Below are 16745 nucleotides of genomic sequence, written 5' to 3' on the forward strand. Positions count from 1 at the left end.
AGGCTGCCCTACCGCTGGAAGAGGCAGAAAGGGCCGACAACAAGAGTGTTTAACGGCGGGCCCGGCAGGATTCGAACCTGCGGATTCGGATGGAGAGACATATTTATGAGGTACGACGTCACCTCACTGCAAATTCTCGTGGAACTGAGTCCAGTTGTCCGATGATGGCTTTACACCGGGTGGGAGCGGTTGAAATCGAAACACCCTGGGCGGGTCGATCGGCTCGCGGCTCCGTCCCGCAAAGTAATTGGGCCGGATGAGTTCGGTGATCACGATCGTGGTGTCATTCGGAATGTGACCGACGTACGTCCATGGATCGTTCATAAATTTCTGAAAGACAATGTTTGCGCCTGCATACAACCTCATCGTCTGAATTGAGATCGAATCATCAAAAACCCGAAATCCGCCCCATAGCAGGTTGATCGGTGAATCTCGCTCACCCGTTTTATCCAAAAGGCTGTGTTCGAAATGATCGATCTTGTGTACTTCGGACGGAGATTCGAAGGGTGTAGCATGTGGCGACCCATAGACGACACGTCTTTCACCACTGATTCCAGAATGAGCAGCAGTCCCGTCTTTCCATAAAATCAGAGGCTGTGCAAGCCGTTCAGACCACGTGGTGTCCAGATGCGTGTAGTACCCATCCAGCCGAAGCACAGACGTGTCGATTACGCCCGGCTGACTCTGATGCGTGTAGTGCTTCCCATTTACGCCGAGGCGCCAGATGCACCCTGAGAGAAGCAAAACGAGGGTCAACACCACCCCGAAGGACATGTCGTGCTGTGCTAGGATCATCTGCATGCCAGTGCCATCGTCTTGCATACCGGTTCGGGTGTGAAGAACATCGAAGTCGGATTTTACTTCTGGGAGTCATCTGAGGCATCGGAGGACATCGAATCCTTGACGGCGAAGACATCAAAGCCAGTCGACAGTCGTTTGACCAGAGCGACATCAGTGCCTCTCTTTCGATCGCGAAGGTACAGTTCGTACCTGAACCACCCCGATGAACCTTTAACTCGACAGCGGTACAATACGTATCGCTGATCGACGACGCGCGCAAAACGGATGGGACACTCATCGGTGTCCCGTTCGAACATGGACTGCACAGCGCCATCGCGGAGTCTGACGCGTGCGACACCGCGGCGACCGGGATCTTTATTGCCTCTCCACGGCGTGCTGTACGTTCCCAGTAGCGCATTTCCTGTTGAATCCCATGGCACCAGGGGCTCGAAGATGAGCGGACGGTCCGCGTACGTTGGCCAACTGAGGTCGTGAATCCGCTGCCATGGATGAAGGGAGAACACACTCAGGCGTCGCTCTTTCTCCATACGGTGACCCTGTACCCAGTCGACGACGAGACGAGAGCCGCCGGGCGAGAAGTTATGTTCCAGCACCCGGCCTTCGAACGCCTCCACTCGGAGCGTGTCTTGCAGCGATGCTGCGAGTACGACAAGCGTTGAGTCATTGTAGAAGTCCTGGTTTCGTCGTCCCGTCACAGCGACCTCTCCGTCCGGAGAGACGCTCACTCCCCCCCATAAACCGTACACCAAAAGTTGTCCTTCAGCACGAGAGGGCTGAGCAAACATACTGTCTCGCCGCGTGAACGACGGAAGGCGCTCAAGAGGCACACTGCTCGGGATATACCGCGGCGCCGCGTGTGCACCATAGTATACAGGACCTACCTTGCCTCGCTTCTCAAGAGTACCCTCAGGTAGACGTAGTTCGAAGATGTAAGGCGCACGCCGGTAGCTAGATGGATTGGTGATACCGACGAAGGTGACGACGGCATCGGGACCGACAGGGGTCTCATCGTCGTCTACCAGAAGATCGACGTTGTATCCACATCCGCTCAGCACCGCCACGAGCAGCGCTACGAAGTACAGTCGACCACTGAATCGGACGTGCGAAATCGATCTCTCCCGCATTCCCCTGTCAGATATTCCAGCATGAGTCGCATTCGCCATGTCAACACTCATACGAGAAAGAAGGGGAAAGTACGTGGGGCAGATCCAAGAATCCGCTGGTGCATCACAGGCACGCGTCAGGAAGGTATACTGGTAGAATACTTAATTAGACGCACCGCATGAATAACATCAACCTAGTATCCGTCACAGTGTGATAGAGCCTCGACGCTAGGTTGTCATGCTGGGGGTTCTTGATTCAGCTACACTTCGATGCGAGATGTCACCCTCTTCCCAGGCATGTGCACTAATCAGGACGTTTTCGTGGGGCATCTCAGAATGCAACCGGGGAAGACATGCAAACTGAAGCGTAAACAGAAAATGCCACGCCCAGACGATCTGGACTAGACGAACGCTGCCCCCATGCCACGGAGGAAGGCGGAGAGTTGAAGGTGGCGCGCCCGGCAGGATTCGAACCTGCGGCCTGCGGATTAGAAGTCCGCTGCTCTATCCAACTGAGCTACGGGCGCGGGTGGGGTCAACGTCCTTGACGGGACGCTGCGTCATCAAACTCTAAACTCAAGCACGCGGCGGGAGGTTCGAGGCGTTTCTGTTAACGAATGCCTCCGTCACGTGCCTACACGGGCTGCTCGAGATCGGCGAGCTCGTTCAGGTCGAGCGCGACGGTTTCGGGCTCAGGGCGGAGCCAGTCCGCCAGGGCGACGGCGGAGGGCCGTACGTCCATCGGGAGCTGCGAGCGGCACGCCTTGTCCTCGCAGGCCATCGGGTGGCCGCAACGGGCACAGCAATCGTGCGGCAGCGCGTACGGCAGATTGCAGTGCGGGCAGAGCGTGATGAATACGTCAGAGGAGAGATCCACGAGGTCAGGCGGAGAAAGGAGTCGCGGCACGGTTCCGTACAATACAACGAAGCCGGCCAATCACACCACTGTCTCAACACGTATTTCTCGAAATTTACCGCAGACTCGGTTGCGGGATGGAAAATCCAGCGTCCGACCCCATGTGGGGGTACACGCCACAAACGGTTCCGTGATGACCCGGTGGTGACCGCGATCCCGGGGCATCATCTTTTCCCTCCACGGTGCCTGGCCCTCTCTCTCCATCGCCTTCTATGCCGTCCTCAAACGATTCAGCATCTCAGTGTGCCTCCCTCGGCGATGACGTCGACCCGCTTATTCGGTACGAGGGGCAATGGAGCCGTACGGAAAAAGAGTCGCTTCACGGCGCTATTGAGGCATACGAAGGCCGCCATTCTGACCCTGTCGGTCATACCCCGAACTGGGTCCTCGTCGCGGTTCGCATCCCGGATCAACCGCAGTTTATCGCCAGCCGGCATGGATGGCAGGACATCGTTCGTGCAGATACGCCGGAGCACCTCGCGCACCGGGTCCGCAATCTCACAGATGGCTGCATGAAGAAAACCGAGCTTCCGTAGAGCTGGATTCTCATCCGCCCTAACGCAGAAAAACGCCTCGACCGGTTCACCGGAAGAGGCGTTCACTTTTGCTCGGAGAACCGTGTTGTGCCGGGAGACCGGCTACATCGTTCTCGAATGGTCGGGGCGGCCGGATTCGAACCGGCGACCCCCTGCTCCCAAAGCAGGTGCGCTAACCGGACTGCGCCACGCCCCGATCGGTGTAAGGAAGTGCTGCTGGGATGGTCTCCCGTAGATAGGCCCCCAGTGTAATGGGAGCCAGCGTCAACACTTCCGCCCTTTCTGCAGGGACTTACCTGAACTCGCTACGACGATGCTTAGTTCTTCGCAGCTTTCAGTTCGTCCTGCACGTTGTCGAGCGGCACCACCTTCTGCTTAAAGCTGTAGTGCCCGTTATCTTTTTTCTGTGCGACAATAATCTTCGCCATCTTCCGCGAAGCCGCACCTTTCTTTCCTTTCGTCTTAGCCATGACTCTGCCTGCCTGATCGCGTAGTTCGGAGATTATGCGCCCGTTCGGCGACGTGCGACGCCCTGTGGACGAGTCGCGCGCCCCTCATCTTGGGTCGCTACTTCTTCTCCCGGTGGACGGTGTGCTTCCGGAGGACCGGGTTGTATTTCTTCAGTTCGAGCCGATCGGAGGTATTCCGACGGTTCTTGGTCGTGTGGTACCGCGACGTGCCCGGAGCTTCCGTGCACTCGAGGATAACCTGGATGCGGTTGCCTTTAGCCATGATTCTTCAGTCTTCAGTGTTCAAAACGACGCGAGGTGAGGCAGCGGTCGCGTGACGCCATCGTTGACGTCAAGGAGCCAACGTTTACACGTTGATGCCCTGGGCGCGAGCTTCTTTCAGCACTGCTTCAATCCCCTTCTTGTTGATCGTCTTCAGCGTCTTGGCCGACACCTTCAGGGTGATCCAGCGATCCTGCGACGGGATGTAGAACCGCTTCTTCTGGAGATTGCGCTGGAAACGCCGCTTCGTCTTGTTATTCGACTTGGAAACGTTGTTTCCCGTCACCGGTCCCTTGCCGGTCAAATCATCTTTGCGGGCCATGGATACGCCTTCGTCTTCTAGGAAATTGCCGCTTGCGTCGTGTGGAGGTTCTTGTCCCGAACGGCGCGAAAAACATGATCACGACCGTTACGTGGACAGTCTCTTTGAAGGATTACAAACGGGAAAATGTTTATGAAGAAGCCGCAGAAAGGCGGAAGTTCCTCCTCTCCGCGGCCGATTTCACGATTCGACCATCAAACAAACGGATCCAGACGTTTGGTAGAACGACGTCTTTACCGCATGATGTGGTCGAGCCGAAAAGCAGAATGTTCTATGCGTCGCGGGTCTGACCGTCGCCCGAGCCGTTGCTCGAAAGGCTCGGCGTAACGCCCGGCGTAAGGAACTCGAACAACGTATCGCCACGCAGGCCGAGTCGGAGCGTCTCCAGGGGAATGACTTCCTGTGGCTGGATGTTGCCGAGGTTCACGTTCGCGCCCTGATGCTTGATGAACCACACCTGCTGCATCTTATTCGGCGCCTCGAAGATGATGTCCTTCGGATCGACGCGAGCCACGATCTCGTCAACGAGACCGGAACGAATTTCGCCATTCGGACGGAAAAGACCGGCCGTTCCCGACTCGCGGGACTCGGCAATCACTTTCCAGCTCCCCGCTTCGAGCTCGGCCTGCATGGCCTCGACCCAGCGGTACGGCGGCATGATGTTGTTCGCGTCCTTCGAGCCCACCTCGCTCAGCACGCGGAAGTCCTGCGCAAAGAGCGAAATTGCGTCGAGCTTGTCCTCGTGCGCCATCGACACGGAGCCGTCGGAGATCTCGACATGCTCGACCCCGAGATCGTCCAGCATCCGGCGGTAGGTGTCCAGCTGATCCCGAAGGAAGAACGCTTCAAACAGCGTTCCCCCGAAGTAAAACGGAATGTTCGCCTCCCGGTAGATGTCCAGTTTCTTCTCCAGGTTCGGCGTGATGACCGCCGTCCCCCAGCCGAGCTTCACAACATCGATGTACTCCGCATTGACTTCGAGGATGTCTTCGACCTGGCGCGGAGCAAGCGCTTTGTCCAGCATGTGGGTCAGCCCACGGCTGCGCGGCTTGGAGGGGCGCTTCGGCAGGCCAATGACGTTATAATCGTCGCGTATCATGATGCGGGTAAATCCGAGGGGGAGAAAATTGAGCGGGTGCGTCCGTGCAGTACGGTCCATTCCGTACGGATCGCCGGAATGGAATCAGCCTCGTGGCGATCCGGGCGGGTTAGGTGTCGAGGTGAACGGCTTGCGCCGGCTCGATGGCTGCGGCCCGGGCGGCGGGATACACCGCGGCGAGCACGCACAGACCAAACGACACGATGGCAATGACCATGATGTCGAGCGGTTGTATGACTACAGGATAGGCATCGATCATGAATGATTCGGCCTGAGCCATCGGTACAAGCTTGAAATGTTGCTGAATGAGCGCTAGCCCGAGGCCTAATACTAGACCAAGTCCCGTGCCAACACCGCCGATCAGGGCCCCTTCCGTCAAAAATATGCGTTTGATATTCGACTTCGACACGCCCATTGCCCGGAGCACCCCCACATCTCGGCGTTTCTCAATCACGACCATCGTCAGCGAGCCGACAATGTTAAACGCGGCCACGATCACGATCAGGATCAAAATAGCAGACGCTCCCCACTTTTCGAGCCGCATCACGTCGTAGAGTGACTTCTGCAGATCGTACCACGTTTGGACCTCGAAACGCGCGCCGTCGAGCTGATTTTGCAGCTGGGCCTTTACTGTTTCGGCCTGCTCTAAGTTCTGCAGTCGAAGGTCCACACCGGTCACGCTGGACCCGGTGCGAAACAGCCGCTGGGCCTCTTCCAGGCTGATGAACACGTGATTCTGATCAAAGGCAGCCTGAACCTCAAAGAGACCCCGGACCTCAAACCGGCGTACGGGTGGCACGCCGAACACCTGCGTGAGCATCTGCTCGATGGAAGGCGCCGAAAGCAACCCGACGTTACTGGCAGATCGCTCCGAACCGCCGGGATAAAGGCCGAGGCGATTCCCCAGACCCATTCCCGCCACAAGCCCCGGCGTGCCGTCCCGGGTCGAGACGTCGAATGAACCGAAGCCGGTCTGGCGCACGACCTCTTGCTCTTCGGCCATCGCCTCCTGATCCACACCCCGGACGACCACCACGCGGTTGGCCGACCCGCCGTCATGCACGAGCAGCGCTTTGCCCTCTACATAGGGCGCGGCCGCCACGACCTCGTCCATGCCTTTCGTCAGCGCGATCAGCGAGTCTGCATTCTCAACCCCTCGCGCATCCGTGCTGACAACACGAACATGCGGGTCGATTGAGACGAGCAGGTCGCGGACAAAATCGTAGAACCCGTTCATCACCGACAGGACCACAATCAACGCCGCAACACCGAGCGTAACTCCGGTCATGGAGATGCCCGTGATGATGGAGATCAGGGATACCTCGCGCCGGCTGAAAAGGTACCGGCGGGCAATTTGAAGGCGATAATCCACGGAATCAGAAGTGGAGGGGCGAAAAACTTATTCTCCGAGCATCGGCGTCGGGGACGTGAACGCGTCGTCCGGCAGACTCTCCGGAGCGCTCAGGTTATTCGTCAGGATGGCACGCTGCCCGCCCTCGTGCCGTTCGGCAAGCTGAACCTCACCGCCTGGAGCTGTGAGCGTAACGTAGCCGGCCCAGTCAAAGGCGGCCGGTGTAGCATCATTGGGCATGCTCTGAAGACGGAAGGCCCATCGGTCGAGTAAGCCGGTTTCTTTGTCCACGTACAACCAGTATTCGTCATCCGGCGTCAGACCGACGTCACCGAACGTAAGGTGAAGCACGTCGTGCTCGGCATCCGACGAATCCGCCAGATATGAGCGGTTGACGCCATCATCGAAGACCTTGAGCGGGGCGGTGAGCCAGTAGGTGTCGTTGATGAAGCGCTGATATCCGGTTTTCAGCAGATCCGCCTTTTGGTCCCCGGTGACCTCCTCGCCATTCTTGTAGACCGTCCCCGTTACGTTCCCCGGGCTCGACTCGTTCGTCTGAATGACCACCACGGTCTGCGCAGAGTCCGGAAGTTCGATGCGATACGCACCCGTTCGCCGGTTCCACAGATTTCTAGCGACGATTCTCGTGTCGCCATTCCCTTCGACGGCAAAATCGAATCGTAGGTACGGAAGCGTCTTCCACGCCTCGGCGCCGTGCGCTTCCATCATCCGCTGCGCGACCGCATCGGCCGTAGCCATTTCTCCATCATCCTGTGCCTGAACCGGAGCGGTGCTCCCTGCGACGCAGAGGAGCGTTAGTCCAAGAACAAGTGCGATGACCTGAAGTCGATTCAACGTTTTCGGGCAAAGACCGGACATATCGATAAAGTCGGAGTTATCAACAATTTGTGGACAGACGGTGGACAACATCCGCGGATGTAGACCAGCCGAGAACGTACGATACCCACTGTTTATTTCGCAGTGGAATGTCCGGTCGTTCCCTCACATTCACAAGCGCAGATGTTGGTGGCGCACCGGCGATACATGCCGTGCGAGGACATCTACACTCCGGATCACACGTTGAAGCGGAAAAGCATCACGTCGCCGTCCTTCACCTCGTACTCCTTGCCTTCAGCGCGCATGACGCCGGCTTTCCGGGCCGCGGCTTCGGATCCATGCTTCTCGTAGTCGGAGTAATGGATCGTTTCGGCCTTGATAAACCCCTTCTCGAAGTCCGAGTGGATCTTACCCGCAGCTTGCGGCGCATGGAGACCGCGCGTCAATTGCCAGGCGCGTGCCTCCTTCGGTCCGGCCGTAAAGAACGTGATGAGGCCGAGCAGGTCGTAGGCCGCACGAATCAGGCGCTCGAGACCCGATTTTTCCAGTCCCATTTCCTCGAGGAAAAGCGCACGTTCTTCCGGATCATCGAGCTGCGCGATCTGCGACTCGACCTCTGCGGAGATAACGACGACCTCTGATCCTTCCTCCCTGGCAACCTCGCGGACGGCGTCGACGTGCTCGTTGCCCTCGGGCAGCGCGCTCTCGTCCACGTTCGCCGCGTAGAGAACCGGCTTGCTGGTGAGGAGGAAGAGTTCTTCCACGATCTCCATCTCCCACTCCCGACCTTCGAACGAGCGCGCCGGGTGGCCGTCGCTCAGGTGATCATGGAGTTTTTCGCAAACCTCCAGCTCCTTTGCGGCCTCCTTGTCGCCGCTCTTGGCCGGCTTGCGCTGCTTCTCGATGCGCTTCTCGACCGACTCCATATCCTTGAGCAGGAGCTCGGTGTTGATGACCTCGATGTCGCGCACCGGGTCGACGGAGCCGGAGACGTGCACCACGTTTTCGTCGTCGAAGCACCGAACGACGTGGACGATGGCGTCGACCTCCCGGATGTTCGCGAGAAACTTGTTGCCGAGTCCCTCGCCTTCCGATGCGCCTTCCACGAGGCCGGCGATGTCGAAGAACTCGATCGTCGCCGGCGTGACCTCAGCGGACTCCGCCATCTTGGCGAGCGTATCGAGACGATCGTCCGGGACCGGTACGACACCGACATTCGGATCGATCGTGCAGAAGGGGTAATTGGCCGACTCGGCGCCGGCGTTACTCAGCGCGTTGAAAATGGTCGATTTGCCGACGTTGGGCAGACCGACGAGACCGCAGCGAAGCGCCATGGACGTTCAGGGATCTAAAGGATGCAGACAACAACAGCAGATCCTAATCGTCGATACAACGCGGCTGTTCCAGCCAGCGCGCCCCTTCACGTCGAATTGGTCACGATCGCTGAGAGGTGTGAACGTATGGAGGTATGGAAGTGTGGAAGTATGAAAGTAGGAAGGTACGGACGTGGAAAACCGCTCTTCACATCCAAACTTTCACACCTAAATCATCCTTCGAAGTCGACGTCGATGAACTCCCGCTCTGGGAGGCGGACGGCGGTGAGACGGCCCATGCCGGGCTGCATGTGATAGACGCAGCCGGTATCGATCATGATCAGGCGCTCCCGATTAATCGGCTCCGGCTGGGGCGTATGCCCGCAGACAACGGTTTTGTCCCAGGCGAAGTCGCTGGCTTCGAGATGCCCGCGCTCCCACAGAAACACCTCCTCATCGAACGTTTCGAGGTTCTCCTCCACAGACACGTCGGCCTTCAGGCCCGCATGAACGAAGAGGTAGTCGTCGGTTTCGTAGTAGAGTTCGGTGTTGCGGACAAACTCCTGGTGTGCTTCCGGGATTTCGACATCCGGCTGACCATTCTCCATATAACTCTGCAGCGTGGCGATTCCGCCGTTGATCCGCCACAGGTTGAAGGCGCCCGCATTCAGATACCCGAGCATGAGCGACTCGTGATTGCCGCGGAGAAACGTACACTCGTAGTCGTCCCTCAACTCGAGAAGACGATCGATTACGCCTTTCGAGTCCGGGCCCCGGTCGATATAGTCCCCGACGAAAATGAGATGGTCGTCGTCGGTTAGTTCAAGCCGATCGAGGAGGGCGTCAAGCGACTTCGCACACCCATGAATGTCGCCGATGGCAATCAGGCCCATAAGGATTTGCCCTTTCGGGCAGCGAGGTAAAGATCGAGGCGATAAGGAAAGGCCGAGACGGGCGGACCCTGTTAAAGAAAGCCCTGGCGACCGAGAGAAGAGACTGGATATTATGAATATATTAGGACTCCCGCAAAAGATCCGGGGAATCTTAGCCGCCCTCTTCTGCTCCTACATCGTGTGGTCTACGAGGAGGCCTCTTCCTGCTCCTGTGGCAGATCCATCCCAACGAGCCCACGACCGGATTTATTGAGGCGCCCCTGCTCTTTTAGATCTGCAAGGGCCGCATCGAGAATTCCGTTGATGAATGTACCACTCTTCGGCGTGCTGTAGCTCTTCGCAATCTCGATGGCCTCGTCAATAGATACTTTCGGAGGCACATCCTCCATCTTCAACAGCTCGATAATGGCCATCCGAAGAAGGATGCGGTCCACCGGCGTAATGCGGTCGATGTCCCAGTTTTTCGCGTGCTTGCTAATCACGGCATCGGCTTCGCTCCGCGAGTTGACCGTCTCCGTGAGCAGCTTACGGGCAAATTCGAGTGTGACGGCGTCCCCTTCAAGAGCGGGCTCAAGAATGGTGTAGACGACGTGCCGAGCATCTCCGCCCCCCATTTCGAGGGCGTACAAAGCTTTCATCACGTACTCTCGGGCTTCACGTCTGGTGCTCATGTGGGGTTGAAACGCGTCAGGTGCTGGAAGACAATCCGGAAAAGTGCAGACGCCCGGCGGATAGAACCAGCGTCGCTACAAGATCACTGCTCCTATTAACGAGGACCCATCAGGTTCGCGTCCTCGCACCGACTTCATCCACATTTATGGCCTGCTGGCGACTCTAACGCGGACCGAGAGACCCAAAGAGCGGTCCTCCTCACGTTACAGGCTCGGTGTCGGCTGTGTCTTGAAGGGAAAAGAACCCTTCCAGACCTAGCCGACGGAATCGTGGATCCCGACTCCTCCATTCACTGGGGATCGTACCCCGCCCTGCTCGTCGCCGGCGCTCTCGCGACCGGCATTCTTATCGCCTCAACTGGCTGGCTGGTCTCACCGTGGACGTGGAGCGGCGGAGCAGGACTCAGCGTGCTGCTCTGGATAATGGCCACCTGGGATGAGCGACGGCGCCTTGTGTCGCTCGCCAACCTGATGCGCCTGTCTGGTGCGATCGTCCTCGGTATTTCAGTCGGGGCCCTGCGCCTGGTCGTCTTCGATGCACCGACCGATCGAAGTCTCCACCGCCAGGCCCAACACGTCATTGCGAACGGAGACACCACCACGATCACGGGACACGTTGCAGGTGCCCCAACGCGAGCAAATGGAAGCACGAGATTCAAGTTTTCGGTGGCCACCTGGCGAAGCGAAAACGATGTTCGCCCGGCCCGAGGAATGGTTCAGGTCACCCTCCGCTCTTCGCCCTGGGACGACGCGCCGGCGCCCTTCCCGGACGTGTTCGAAGGAGATCGACTCTCTCTCCATGGACAGCTGGAGCCGCCACCGGAACCACGCAATCCGGCCGACTTCGACTACGGCGCTTATCTCAGTCGGCGTGGCATCCACAGCACGCTCTACGTGTCGCAAGCGGCCGATGTGCGAATCCAAACACGGGCAAATGCACCTCTGCAGCGACTCGTCAACCAATCCAGAGCATGGATCCGCATGCTCACAGAGCGACATGTGCCAACCGACACGTCGCAAGCAGTCTTGCAAGCGCTCCTACTTGGGGATAAAAGCCACGTCAACGACCGGCAGCGAGAGGCTTTTGCGCGAACGGGCCTGATGCACCTGCTTGCCGTTTCGGGGCTTCACGTTCTGCTCGTCGGCATGGTGCTCTACACGCTTCTGCGCCCCATCCTTCACCGCCTTCGCCTTTCATGGCGCGCCATCGAGATCCTGCGAGCGGGGTTGACGATCGGCGTATTGGTTCTCTACATGCTGCTGACGGGCAGTCCACCGTCGGTTGTGCGAGCTGTGATCATGGCGGCACTGCTGATCGGGGGGATCGTTCTCCAGCGATCGGCGCACACGCTCAACACGCTCGGTGTGGCGGCCATCGTGTTGCTCATGCTGCGGCCGACGGCTCTGTTCGACGCCGGATTCCAGCTCTCCCTCTCGGCCGTGACCGGCATTGTCGTGCTCAACCCGCGCATCGAGGAAGCCAGCCGAGCCATTCTACCCGAACGGTGGATGACCATGGCTCCAGTCGAGTGGCTTGTATCGATGATAACGGTTTCGCTGGCAGCAACGCTCGGCACCGCGCCCGTCCTGCTCCATCATTTCGGCTTCGTTGCTCTGGGTGGCCTTGTACTGAACGTCGTGGCGATCCCACTCACGGCCATCGGGCTCACCGCTGGACTCCTGATGGTTCTTGCTAACCCAGTCGCCCCGGTTGCGGCCTCTTCATTTGGCATTGCAGCCGATGCGGCAATTCGACTGCTGGCGGAGACGGCTCTCTGGGGAGAAACGTGGATGGGGGCGGGTCTCGAACTCACGAACCCGAGTGGATGGACGCTTCTCGCGCTCATAACGGGCGTTCTCGTTGTTGCTCAATTTCCTCGCCCGCGACATCGATGGCGATTAGTCACAATAACGGGGTTAGCGATCTGTATTAGCTTCTTCGTCAGGCTTCTATCTGGAGATGCAACGCCAAAACTAACGGTGACATTCCTCGACGTCGGTCAGGGAGATGCCGTCCTCGTCACGACGCCGGAGCAGAGACACATGCTGATCGATGGAGGTCCCGTCACGCCATACAGTGACGCCGGTGCATCCGTGATTCAACCTCACCTCGAACATCTCGGGATTGAGTCCCTCGATGTTGTCGTGGCGACGCACCCAGACAGTGATCATCTCGGTGGATTGCCGACCCTCTTCGAATCGGTCTCCATTGGCCAGTTCATTCATAGCGGCCGCCGCGCCTCTTCGGACTTGTTCGAGCGAAGCCGAGCACTCCTCCACTCAAAGTCAATTCCCTCTCGCGCGGTCGTGACCGGAGATCGGTTGGCTCTGGGTTCCGACGTCATTGTCGAGGTTCTCAGCCCACCGCCGCAATCCATTTCGGGAGCCTGGTCCGAAAATGATGCATCGGTGGTTCTCGCGATGACCTTTGGGAAAACTCAGATCCTTCTACCCGGAGATATTGAGGCAACGGCCGAGGCGTGGCTTGTCGAGACCTTCGCCGAGGAGCTCGACGCAAATCTCGTCAAAGTTGCGCATCACGGCTCTTCGACGAGCAGTTCTTCTGCGCTGGTCCAATCCGTTACCGGCGGGTCGGTCTCCGAAATTATTGCCGTCATCCCAGTTGGCCGCCACAACAAATTCGGAATGCCCGTTCCAGAAATACTGACACGTTGGCATGAATCCGGAACGCGCGTTTTACGGACCGATCTCCACGGTTCTGTCTCTGTGCACAGCGATGGTCGATCTCTTTCTGCTCAAACGATTCGCTGATGGCAAACCCACGCCGAAAATCGCTGGGCACAAACGATGGATTTTGGTCACCCAGGTGTGGACGTGAAAATGTACTACTAACCGAGAATATCAGAGCGGAGTGAACTGGTATACTCTTGTATACCAAAGTTACCTGATCCAAACTGGTATACGGTCCACATACAGTTGTCTGGCTCGAAATCGGACTTATCCACACTTCCTTACTATGTACGAGGTGTATAAAATTTTTTTAGAAGAGTAGTGATTGTTGTTGGGCGTGTGGATATGTGGAGAACCAAATCGCCCACATTCGCAAGACGGCGATGTGTATAACTTGGGTATGGATCCCCAGGGATGTCCACAGTCGAGACCGGGTTCAACCATGACTTAGGTCGAAAAACCGGATATATCCCGAAGTTATCCACGTTTCCACACTTATCCACACCAAAACCGGGGGATCCGGGCGAAAAGTTGTGCACCGTTGTCCACACTGTTGAGAACTTTCGGAAATGTGTGGACGAACCACGAGGTTATGCACGGCCTTTCGCGCCGGTCTCCCGGTCAAGGTGTTATCAAGACGTTATGCCCCACTTGTCCACGGGTTATCCACAGTCATGTGGATGGCGTTATGAGGCGTTCTGGAGCAGGAAGCATAGATCGAAACTGGTACACTTACTTCCCCAATCGATCGAACATTTCCCGTTTATAGTCTTCGACGCCTGGCTGATTGAAGGGGTTAACGCCGAGCAGATAGCCGCTGACGGCGACCGCGTGCTCGAAGAAATACAGCAACTCTCCTAGCGGACCAGGGTCGATCGAGTCCATCCAGAGGGACAGAATCGGGACGCCGCCATCGCTGTGGGCCTGTGCTGTTCCCTCGTATGCGCCCCGTGTGACGTCCGACATCGTCTTCCCGGCCACGTAATTCAACCCGTCGAGATTGTCTTCGCTCTGCGGAATTGTCAGGTCGCCGTCGTCGTCTTCGACCATCAGAAACGTCTCAAGCACGATGCGCTGACCGTCCTGCATGTACTGTCCGAGGGAGTGCAAGTCGGTGGTGTATTGAACCACAGCCGGAAACAGCCCGGTGCCGTCCTTCCCCTCGCTCTCGCCCATGAGCTGTTGCCACCACCCGCCGATCGAGCGGAGCTTCGGCTCGAACACGGCGAGGACATCCACATCATAGCCCTCTTCGAGCAGCAGGTAACGAAGGCCGGCGTACTGCAGGGCCGGATTGTCTTCGGCATCTTTCAGCTCCTCGCATGCCGATACGGCTCCGTAGAAAAACGAGCGGATGTCGATTCCAGCCGCCGCGATCGGTAGCAGTCCCACCGGTGTCATGACGGAGAACCGGCCGCCGACATCTCGCGGGATGACGTACTTTTTATAAGGATGCTCGTCCCGGAGCGTGTTCAGCACGCCCTTCTCTGGATCCGTGGTGACGATGATCCGGTCGTCAGCATCTTCGAAGTGATCCTCCATCCACTGACGGACGAATCGGAAGGAAAGAGCCGTTTCGAGCGTCGTTCCACTTTTGGAGATGACGTTGACGAAGACACTCTTGCCCTCGAGGCTCTCGAGCAGCTCTCGCAAGTAGGCCCCGCTCGTCTGATTTCCGGCAAAGAGGACCTCCGGCGGATCATCCGGTTGATCACTTTTCCCGGGCAGGTCGGGCGTGGCTGGAGAGGTTTTTTTGAAATAGGGAGTCAGGGCATCAATAACGGCTTTAGCCCCGAGATACGACCCGCCAATGCCGAGGCACAGCAGCACATCCGCATCACGACGGAGATGGGCGGCCGTCGTCTCGATGTCTTCGAGGAGTGCATCGTCCGGGTCGGTGAGCAGATCGCGCCAGCCGAGAAAATCGCTTCCTGCACCGGATTTGTCGAGTACGGCCTGGTGGGCGTCGGTCAGTTTCGGCTGCAGGTCGTCAAGAGCGCCATCATCGAGCATGTCGAGGGCGCGCGAATCGTCGAGTCGGATCATAAACGAGAAGTGGTGGAGTGCGAAACGATAGCGAGGTCCTGCAAAATTCGTCCTGCCGAATGACAGGAGACACTGAAATGAGCAACCGGCGCCCGTGATGCATCGGGTGGATGACGCATAGCCACTGGGATGCAGCCGGACACGCACAACGTACAAAGCAGCCGGTGAACCGTGCAGCATCCTCAGGTGGAACTCGTGACTCCGCCGTCGGCGTTGTCTTTATGTGGCGCGGCATTCGTCGGATGGTCCCGTTCCGGATCATCGCGACGCCGCGGTTCGCTGATACACATCTTGTAGACTGATCGACCATGTGGACTGGACGATTCTTTATCGGCGCGTGCATTGCCGCTTTTCTCCTTCTGTCAGCGTTCCGGTTCGCTTCGGGCACGACAGACATTGAGCGGTTGCCCGTCGGAAGCGAGATTCCGGAGCCTGACGTTGAGATGAGGGGCGTTGACGGGGAAATGCATGCGCTTGGCTCCGTGACGGAGAAAAGCGGACTGCTCGTCCTGTTTACGGGAAGCAATTGCTCCTGGGTGAACGCGTGGGAAGATCGCTACAACGAAATCGCAACGCTTGCGAGCGAGCATCACATCGGGGTGATCGCGCTCAACTCGAACGCGGCCCGGCGGAAGGGCGGCAACGGCCTGGCGGACATGAAGGAGCGTGCCGAAGAAGAGGATTATCGTTTCCCGTACGTCGTCGACGATAGGGCTGCGATGGCCAACGCCTTTGGTGCGACGAAGACGCCGGAGGTATTTCTCTTCGATGGGGAGAGGAGGCTCGTTTATCGAGGAGCGATCGATGACAATCCGCGGAATGCTTCAGCTGTGGAAAAGTCGTTTCTGAAGGACGCGATTCGTGCATTGGTGATGGATCAGGCGATCGACACCCAGTCCACGAAGTCCGTCGGGTGTGAGATCAAGCGACCGGAGCGTTAATCCGGCCATACCTCTCCGCTACGAATGTTCTAGAGGCTATTCCAAACCTCCATTTGGACTGCTCACGCTACCCTGCTTCGCATGCCTCGCCAGGGACGTCTCGCCAAACAGGTTCTTAGACCAAAACAGCGAATGCCCTGCCTCTCGTGATGGAAGCAGGGCATTTATAATAGGTCGGTTGTGGCGCGTGCTACGCAGGTCAGTCTTCCAGAGTAAAGAGGCGCCACGTGCAGAATCCTACGATAGCAGCGGGCACCAAAAGGCTGAAGATACCCGCATCGCCCGCCGTAATGCGGGAGCCCAGAATAAACAGACTGAGCGCTGCGAGCAGGAAGTAAATGATTTTGAGGATCAGCGGTCTGGACATGGACACCGGGAGGTAGAGGAGGAGCGCTCGGGTCGTTCTAAAGTGAGAAACCCTCGTGCGCGAAGCAAGTGTCGATCCTGGAACATGCCACGCGGGCTGCCTGCGCCTTCTGATCGACTCGGTAGTA

At 58.0% G+C, this 16745-nt stretch carries 17 protein-coding genes and 2 tRNA genes; 3 read left to right on the forward strand and 16 right to left on the reverse strand.

Features of this window, described 5'->3' with window-relative positions; genetic code table 11:
- Positions 1-123: 123 nt before the first annotated feature.
- The 4 genes from CRI94_RS13660 to CRI94_RS17520 all read right to left on the reverse strand — a co-directional run bounded on the left by CRI94_RS13660 (position 124) and on the right by CRI94_RS17520 (position 2781).
- Positions 124-801 (reverse strand): hypothetical protein, encoded by a 678-nt coding sequence (locus CRI94_RS13660; protein WP_143815408.1) that lies wholly within the window; start codon positions 799-801, stop codon positions 124-126.
- 56 nt (positions 802-857) lie between these two features.
- Complete coding sequence (locus CRI94_RS13665; RefSeq protein ID WP_143815409.1) at positions 858-1976, reverse strand: hypothetical protein; 1119 nt, start codon at positions 1974-1976, stop codon at positions 858-860.
- Positions 1977-2354: 378 nt separating this feature from the next.
- Positions 2355-2431, reverse strand: a tRNA-Arg gene (locus CRI94_RS13670).
- A gap of 107 nt (positions 2432-2538) precedes the next feature.
- On the reverse strand, positions 2539-2781 hold the full coding sequence (locus CRI94_RS17520; protein WP_143815410.1) for a hypothetical protein: 243 nt from the start codon (positions 2779-2781) through the stop codon (positions 2539-2541).
- Between the two features lie 251 nt (positions 2782-3032).
- Here CRI94_RS17520 and CRI94_RS13675 point away from each other — a divergent pair, with 251 nt between their 5' ends.
- Positions 3033-3356, forward strand: a complete 324-nt coding sequence (locus tag CRI94_RS13675; protein ID WP_098076837.1) for a hypothetical protein — start codon at positions 3033-3035, stop codon at positions 3354-3356.
- 118 nt (positions 3357-3474) lie between these two features.
- Here the strand turns inward: CRI94_RS13675 and CRI94_RS13680 are convergent.
- The 10 genes from CRI94_RS13680 to nusB form a co-directional block, all read right to left on the reverse strand.
- Positions 3475-3552: transfer RNA gene (locus CRI94_RS13680), tRNA-Pro, on the reverse strand.
- Positions 3553-3673: 121 nt separating this feature from the next.
- Positions 3674-3826 carry a DUF4295 family protein gene (locus CRI94_RS13685; protein WP_098076840.1) on the reverse strand — a complete coding sequence of 51 codons (153 nt, stop codon included), beginning with the start codon at positions 3824-3826 and terminating at the stop codon, positions 3674-3676.
- Positions 3827-3923: 97 nt separating this feature from the next.
- Entirely contained in the window at positions 3924-4088 is a 165-nt protein-coding gene (gene rpmG, locus CRI94_RS13690) for a 50S ribosomal protein L33 (protein ID WP_098076843.1), read from the reverse strand.
- A gap of 84 nt (positions 4089-4172) precedes the next feature.
- The gene (gene rpmB, locus CRI94_RS13695; RefSeq protein WP_098076846.1) at positions 4173-4409 is read right to left on the reverse strand and encodes a 50S ribosomal protein L28; all 237 of its coding nucleotides are present in this window, start codon (positions 4407-4409) and stop codon (positions 4173-4175) included.
- Between the two features lie 271 nt (positions 4410-4680).
- Entirely contained in the window at positions 4681-5508 is an 828-nt protein-coding gene (locus CRI94_RS13705; protein WP_098077216.1) for a phosphosulfolactate synthase, read from the reverse strand.
- Between the two features lie 109 nt (positions 5509-5617).
- On the reverse strand, positions 5618-6880 hold the full coding sequence (locus CRI94_RS13710; RefSeq protein ID WP_098076852.1) for an ABC transporter permease: 1263 nt from the start codon (positions 6878-6880) through the stop codon (positions 5618-5620).
- A gap of 27 nt (positions 6881-6907) precedes the next feature.
- Entirely contained in the window at positions 6908-7738 is an 831-nt protein-coding gene (locus tag CRI94_RS13715) for a hypothetical protein (RefSeq protein ID WP_143815411.1), read from the reverse strand.
- A 194-nt stretch (positions 7739-7932) separates the two neighbouring features.
- Complete coding sequence (gene ychF, locus CRI94_RS13720) at positions 7933-9030, reverse strand: redox-regulated ATPase YchF (protein ID WP_098076857.1); 1098 nt, start codon at positions 9028-9030, stop codon at positions 7933-7935.
- 212 nt (positions 9031-9242) lie between these two features.
- Positions 9243-9902, reverse strand: a complete 660-nt coding sequence (locus CRI94_RS13725) for a metallophosphoesterase family protein (protein WP_098076860.1) — start codon at positions 9900-9902, stop codon at positions 9243-9245.
- A 185-nt stretch (positions 9903-10087) separates the two neighbouring features.
- Positions 10088-10573: a transcription antitermination factor NusB gene (gene nusB / locus CRI94_RS13730; RefSeq protein ID WP_098076863.1), complete on the reverse strand. Its 486-nt coding sequence runs from the start codon at positions 10571-10573 to the stop codon at positions 10088-10090.
- Between the two features lie 270 nt (positions 10574-10843).
- Between nusB and CRI94_RS13735 the strand changes: the two genes are divergently transcribed.
- The gene (locus CRI94_RS13735; protein WP_179862312.1) at positions 10844-13345 is read left to right on the forward strand and encodes a DNA internalization-related competence protein ComEC/Rec2; all 2502 of its coding nucleotides are present in this window, start codon (positions 10844-10846) and stop codon (positions 13343-13345) included.
- Positions 13346-13996: 651 nt separating this feature from the next.
- On the opposite strand, the gene CRI94_RS13740 is transcribed toward CRI94_RS13735, so the two are convergent.
- Complete coding sequence (locus tag CRI94_RS13740; RefSeq protein ID WP_098076869.1) at positions 13997-15310, reverse strand: glucose-6-phosphate isomerase; 1314 nt, start codon at positions 15308-15310, stop codon at positions 13997-13999.
- A gap of 308 nt (positions 15311-15618) precedes the next feature.
- Here CRI94_RS13740 and CRI94_RS13745 point away from each other — a divergent pair, with 308 nt between their 5' ends.
- A complete protein-coding gene (locus CRI94_RS13745) occupies positions 15619-16251 on the forward strand; it encodes a thioredoxin family protein (RefSeq protein ID WP_098076872.1) in 633 nt (210 codons plus the stop codon).
- Positions 16252-16450: 199 nt separating this feature from the next.
- On the opposite strand, the gene CRI94_RS17745 is transcribed toward CRI94_RS13745, so the two are convergent.
- On the reverse strand, positions 16451-16618 hold the full coding sequence (locus tag CRI94_RS17745; RefSeq protein WP_179862313.1) for a hypothetical protein: 168 nt from the start codon (positions 16616-16618) through the stop codon (positions 16451-16453).
- Between the last annotated feature and the right edge of the window lie 127 nt (positions 16619-16745).

The sequence above is a fragment of the Longibacter salinarum genome, assembly GCF_002554795.1.
GTDB classification, from domain to species: Bacteria; Bacteroidota; Rhodothermia; order Rhodothermales; family Salinibacteraceae; genus Longibacter; species Longibacter salinarum.

Excerpts from the sequence above, each read along its gene's own strand:
- CRI94_RS13660 (WP_143815408.1), bottom strand. The coding sequence starts at position 801 with ATGCAGATGATCCTAGCACAGCACGACATGTCCTTCGGGGTGGTGTTG.
- CRI94_RS13665 (WP_143815409.1), bottom strand. The coding sequence starts at position 1,976 with ATGAGTGTTGACATGGCGAATGCGACTCATGCTGGAATATCTGACAGG.
- CRI94_RS13675 (WP_098076837.1), top strand. The coding sequence starts at position 3,033 with ATGCCGTCCTCAAACGATTCAGCATCTCAGTGTGCCTCCCTCGGCGAT.
- CRI94_RS13685 (WP_098076840.1), bottom strand. The coding sequence starts at position 3,826 with ATGGCTAAGACGAAAGGAAAGAAAGGTGCGGCTTCGCGGAAGATGGCG.
- rpmG (WP_098076843.1), bottom strand. The coding sequence starts at position 4,088 with ATGGCTAAAGGCAACCGCATCCAGGTTATCCTCGAGTGCACGGAAGCT.
- rpmB (WP_098076846.1), bottom strand. The coding sequence starts at position 4,409 with ATGGCCCGCAAAGATGATTTGACCGGCAAGGGACCGGTGACGGGAAAC.
- CRI94_RS13705 (WP_098077216.1), bottom strand. The coding sequence starts at position 5,508 with ATGATACGCGACGATTATAACGTCATTGGCCTGCCGAAGCGCCCCTCC.
- CRI94_RS13715 (WP_143815411.1), bottom strand. The coding sequence starts at position 7,738 with ATGTCCGGTCTTTGCCCGAAAACGTTGAATCGACTTCAGGTCATCGCA.
- ychF (WP_098076857.1), bottom strand. The coding sequence starts at position 9,030 with ATGGCGCTTCGCTGCGGTCTCGTCGGTCTGCCCAACGTCGGCAAATCG.
- CRI94_RS13725 (WP_098076860.1), bottom strand. The coding sequence starts at position 9,902 with ATGGGCCTGATTGCCATCGGCGACATTCATGGGTGTGCGAAGTCGCTT.
- nusB (WP_098076863.1), bottom strand. The coding sequence starts at position 10,573 with ATGAGCACCAGACGTGAAGCCCGAGAGTACGTGATGAAAGCTTTGTAC.
- CRI94_RS13740 (WP_098076869.1), bottom strand. The coding sequence starts at position 15,310 with ATGATCCGACTCGACGATTCGCGCGCCCTCGACATGCTCGATGATGGC.
- CRI94_RS13745 (WP_098076872.1), top strand. The coding sequence starts at position 15,619 with ATGTGGACTGGACGATTCTTTATCGGCGCGTGCATTGCCGCTTTTCTC.
- CRI94_RS17745 (WP_179862313.1), bottom strand. The coding sequence starts at position 16,618 with ATGTCCAGACCGCTGATCCTCAAAATCATTTACTTCCTGCTCGCAGCG.